Source organism: Peribacillus sp. NPDC058002, assembly GCF_042886655.1.
GTDB classification, from domain to species: domain Bacteria; phylum Bacillota; class Bacilli; order Bacillales; family DSM-1321; genus Peribacillus; species Peribacillus aracenensis.
This window is the reverse complement of record NZ_JBHVQU010000256.1, coordinates 1-4825: the sequence shown is the minus strand read 5'-3', so window position 1 is coordinate 4825 and position 4825 is coordinate 1. Positions and strand designations below refer to the sequence as shown.

General features: G+C 39.2%; 3 protein-coding genes. 1 reads left to right on the top strand and 2 read right to left on the bottom strand.

The features are described from left to right. Positions 1-1458: helix-turn-helix transcriptional regulator (locus tag ACFVSH_RS22970; RefSeq protein WP_387708006.1), on the bottom strand; the 1458-nt coding region annotated here is incomplete at its 3' end. Between the two features lie 310 nt (positions 1459-1768). Further along, complete coding sequence (locus ACFVSH_RS22965) at positions 1769-3088, bottom strand: MFS transporter (protein WP_387595707.1); 1320 nt, start codon at positions 3086-3088, stop codon at positions 1769-1771. A gap of 615 nt (positions 3089-3703) precedes the next feature. Between ACFVSH_RS22965 and ACFVSH_RS22960 the strand changes: the two genes are divergently transcribed. Next, positions 3704-4825, top strand: a 1122-nt coding sequence (locus ACFVSH_RS22960) for an FAD-binding oxidoreductase (RefSeq protein ID WP_387708004.1), incomplete at its 3' end; no start/stop codon positions are given.

The window sequence follows — 4825 nt, the reverse complement described above, 5'->3', positions numbered from 1 at the left end:
CCGATGTGCTGATGGTGTACACTCTTCAAGCAGTTTGAATTTTGCATTGAAATAAGTTTGATGTGAATAGCCGGCTAATTGTGAGATTTCCTCCAATGATAAATCCGTTTCCTTTAATAAACGTTTAGCTTCCCTAATTCGAACTTGATGCAGAGTATTTCGAAAAGACTCGCCGGATTCTGCCGCAAAACGACGGCTGAGTGTGCTTTTATTGATACGCAGAGTATCTGCACAACTCGCTAGATTCCACTGGGCGTCCCAATAGTTGGACTCGATCAGCTCCCTTGCTTTTTCGCTAAGTGTGCGTGCCCCTTCCTGTAATTGTCCATGATCCTGCAGAAGCATATGGGTGGTGAACGCATGCAGCTCTTTTACTATTTGATGGATGACAGGTTTATGTACAATTTGCTGAAATACATCATAATATATTGCTTCTAGAGAAGCATTTTGCAAGTTGTATGATTTCATATGCCTACGAATCTGTGCGAGTACACTTGTAAGGCGGATACGAACGATTTCCGGGTCGGGGTATGGTCGTTCAAAAGTAAGGAATTCACGCTCAATCCAGTTCCTGATGGCTTTCGCATCCCGCCTTTCGAGCATTTCTATCCAAAGTCTTTGTTCAAGAGGAGTGAGGAATGGGTCCATCTCTTGAGGAGAAGTCTGTTGACTTTCGGCTAAAATGATATCATATCCATCGAAAAAGATTTGTCTCGTAAATTCACGTGTTTGCTGATACATCCTTTTTAAAGACTCATTTGCAGTTGCCGCTTTTATTATGATGGCAAGGGGCTCATCCATTCTTTCTTTCCAATGAGCAAGGAACGCTTGGTACTCTTCCTTATATCCCTCATTTTCCTTTATTTCCTGGACACATAAAATAAAATCCGATAAGGCGAAGATTTGATTCTTCCCAGTAAAAGAATATCGTTGCAGTTCATCATAAACTAAAGGAAGGGTCCTGTTATCAGGTGTCAAAAAAGCGACCATGGTTATTCGACTTTCATGCCCCCGGTCTGTCAAAAAGAAATCCGGATATCCAATATCCAGAGCATGCCCATCATCCATTGTGTTTGTCGAAAGAAGATCTGGGCCATTTCTCAATTGAAAACGCAATTGTTGGATATGTTTTACCAAATCCGCCGAAGAAAAAGGACGGAATAAAACATCTTCAGCACGAAAGCGTAAGGCTCGATAAGCCGTTTGAAAGATTCGCTCAGAGGAAATGCCTAACCATCGAATTCCCCTCCGCTTTAACGAAACACCCATTGCCTCACTTTCATCCGTCCAAATATCCATATCCAAAATAACGAATTCCGGTTGCTGATTGGGCATGCCCTTTTCAAATTCTTCAATCGTTTTCCATAAGATCAGTCTAACTCCCGTTAGGTGGGACTCCACTATCCAACGAATTCCTTGAGCCTCAATCTCATCTTTCGCCACCAAATGAATTTCCACATCATCACCTCATTTCCGCTGTTATTCCTGTAATGAATAAATTGAAGTCAGTACATGAAAAGAAAAGGACTCCCTTATCTTTTCGAAAGCACTTATAACTCATCTCCATTCTAATCCCGCCGAAAACCACAAACAAGCCTTATTGGGGAGAACATTAGATTTAGATTGAATTTTGACATGCTCAACCGGTATTTTCATCCCATATATATGTACTTCCTATATGAAAATATAAAAAACATCATGGAAACCTTATGATTTCCAATGATGTTTCGTTTATAGTCACTTTTAATCTTCCATACATTTACGACCTTTAAAATTCATTAATATTGACTTCAACTTCTTTTACGATGTTTTCATCTGAAGCACTTGTCAATTTTAATGATAATAGGGTGATGACACCCATCACAAGTAATCCGGATAAAATAAACATCCCTTGAGTGAATGCAACGGTTCCAAGAATCATCGGTCCTACAAAACCGCCTAACGCCGCAAATGAATTGACTATGGCTATTCCAACTGGCGCAGTGGACTCAGTGAAGAAAAATGTCATATAGGCAAAGAAGCATCCACTGAACCCGTATAACCCGAAAGATGTAATGGTTAACATAAGCACCATCATAAAGACACTATTTGAAAAACCGCACCCGATAAATCCGACAACTGCTATCATGAGGCAAACGAGCAAGTGTGATTTATGTTCATTGGTCCGATCTGAATTCCAGCCTACAAACATAATGGCAGGTATACCGACTAACGATGGAATCATCGCTAACCACCCAATTTCCAAATTGGTTGTGGCATTTTCCGATAAAGATTTTATGATGGTCGGCATCCAGAATGATAATCCATAGATTGATGTGTACCCTGCGAAATAAAAAAGGGCCAACTTCCAGATTTTCGAATCTTTCAGCATATCAAGCTTAGTAACTTTATTTATACTCGAGCTAACTTTTCTTTCCGCACTCAATTCCCCTTCAAGCCAATCACTTTCTTCCTTAGATAACCATTTAGCGTTGGCCGGTCTATTAGTTAAATAGAAAACAACAATGATTCCAATAATAATGGCCGGAATGCCTTCAAGGATGAACATCCATCTCCACCCTGCCATACCCAACCAGGAGATATTGTCAAGAATCCATGTCGATGCAGGCGCACCAATCAATCCGCCAATCGGCAGGGCTAATAGTAAAACCGCTGTGGCCCTTCCTCTTTCGCGGGCCCTGAACCAATAAGTTAAATACAAAATTATACCCGGAAAAAAACCAGCTTCGGCGACACCTAATAAAAAACGGAGAATATATAAGTGCATAGTTGTTTGCGCAAAACCTGTCAATATTACCACGAGTCCCCACGAAATCATTATGCGGGCAATCCATATCCGAGCTCCCACTTTTTGCATGATCATGTTGCTTGGAACTTCAAAGAAGAAATAACCTATAAAAAAAATGCCAGAAAGCAATCCAAAAACTTCAGCTGATAAGGCTAATTCTGCATTCATTTGTAAAGCAGCATAGCCTAAATTGACCCTGTCCAAGTATGCAATGATGTAAAGGAGCAAGATAAATGGAAGAATGCGTTTCATCGTTTTACTGATCGTTCTTTTCTCTATTTCACCACTGGAATGATTCATGATTATTTCCTCCCTTTTCATGCTACTATCTCCCAAAAAACAATCCGTTACCTCACATCTCTATTCCTGCTTCCCGAATTCCTAGAACCATCAATTTATCCTTATACCACTTCCCTCCGTTTTACATATACTGAATCCAACAACATTTTTGTAAGCGCTTTCCAAATATACGAAATGAAATTAAGAAAGCGTTGTGATTATTGATGATCTACGTTAGATTAAATAGACCACCAATCATTTAACTAGACTGTAGTCTGATATTAAACCACGCAGGAATATTCTGTCAATTATCATGTGGAGGTTATTATGATTGAACCCAGAAAGAAATAGCTTTGGGAGAAAAGACATTTCACAACTTATCACCCTTAGTCTGATGGGGATCATCTATCATTGGGGATTAAATAACTCAGAACAAGCTTGGAATCGCTATCCATACCGCTAACCAAAACAATCATTGATGGGCTGAAAAACTAAGAACTAATACATAAATCAAAAAGATTCATTTTCAAACACACTGTATGGTCATGGTAACTCCATTAATCTATAAGTTCATACATCTGCATTATTTCAATTGAGTGTCAGACATATTAAACGAGGAGTCGAAAGCCAGATATCATGAAACAATTTTTCTTTATCATCCTATATGCACTATTATTTGGATTATCACTGCAGGCTTTTAATTTCAAGCTTCACCACCCCATTGCAGAAGATATCAGCCGTCTGATGCCAGTTAAAATGAAAGCGATAAAGGCAGAAGATAGTGAAAAAGCAATCAAAATGGTCGTTTTGGATGCAGAAAAAAACGATGATCCCATTTCCATTGCCGGAATGCAACATAGCCAAGGAGGTCAAACATTATATCCAAATGGGATCCTGCTCGATATGAAGCACTATGATAAAATACTTGATTTGGATGTAAAAGAAAAACGAATCACGGTCCAAAGCGGAGCAACCTGGGCTGCTCTTCAGGAATATATCAACCCATATGGACTTGCACTGAAGGTCAGTCAATCTCAAAACATTTTTACCATCGGGGGTTCTTTGAGCGTTAATGTCCATGGACGCGATATCCGTCATCATGCCTTGATAGAAACCGTGGAATCTTTTAGGTTGCTTAACTCAAAAGGCCAAATCCTTACAGTGAGCCGCGAAGAAAATTCGGAGCTCTTCCATTTGGTTATTGGCGGGTATGGTTTATTTGGAGTAATACTAGATGTAACACTCCACCTTACCGATGACGAACTTTATAAAATTAAAACTAAATCACTCCATTATGATGAATATACTTCGTACTTTAAAAGAGAAGTTCTTCAAAACGATGATGTTAAAATGCATCTTGCAAGAATATCTGTGGCCCCTGGCTCTTATTTGGATGAAATGTATGTAACAGATTATTATAGGGCAAATGACCAAACACAGCTATCTAACTACAATACTCTCAAACGGGAAACAATCATTGCCGTGCCTAAATTCTTTCTAGGTCTCTCACGTTATAATGACTGGGGTAAAGTAAGGTTTTGGGAAACTCAAAAAACCTACAGGGCCAATATTGATGGTAACTTGGTTTCGAGGAATAATGTGATGCGGTCGGACTCAGCCTTTATGGATTACAGCAACCCCACCAAAACTGAAGTGCTGCAGGAATACTTCGTTCCGATTGATCAATTTGCTGATTATATCGATGATTTAAGAAAAACCTTATCTGATGAAAAAGATTTTAACTTATTAAATATTACC

What these genes read in the sequence shown, in the direction of transcription:
- ACFVSH_RS22965 (WP_387595707.1), bottom strand. Translation starts at nt 3,088, where the DNA reads ATGAATCATTCCAGTGGTGAAATAGAGAAAAGAACGATCAGTAAAACG.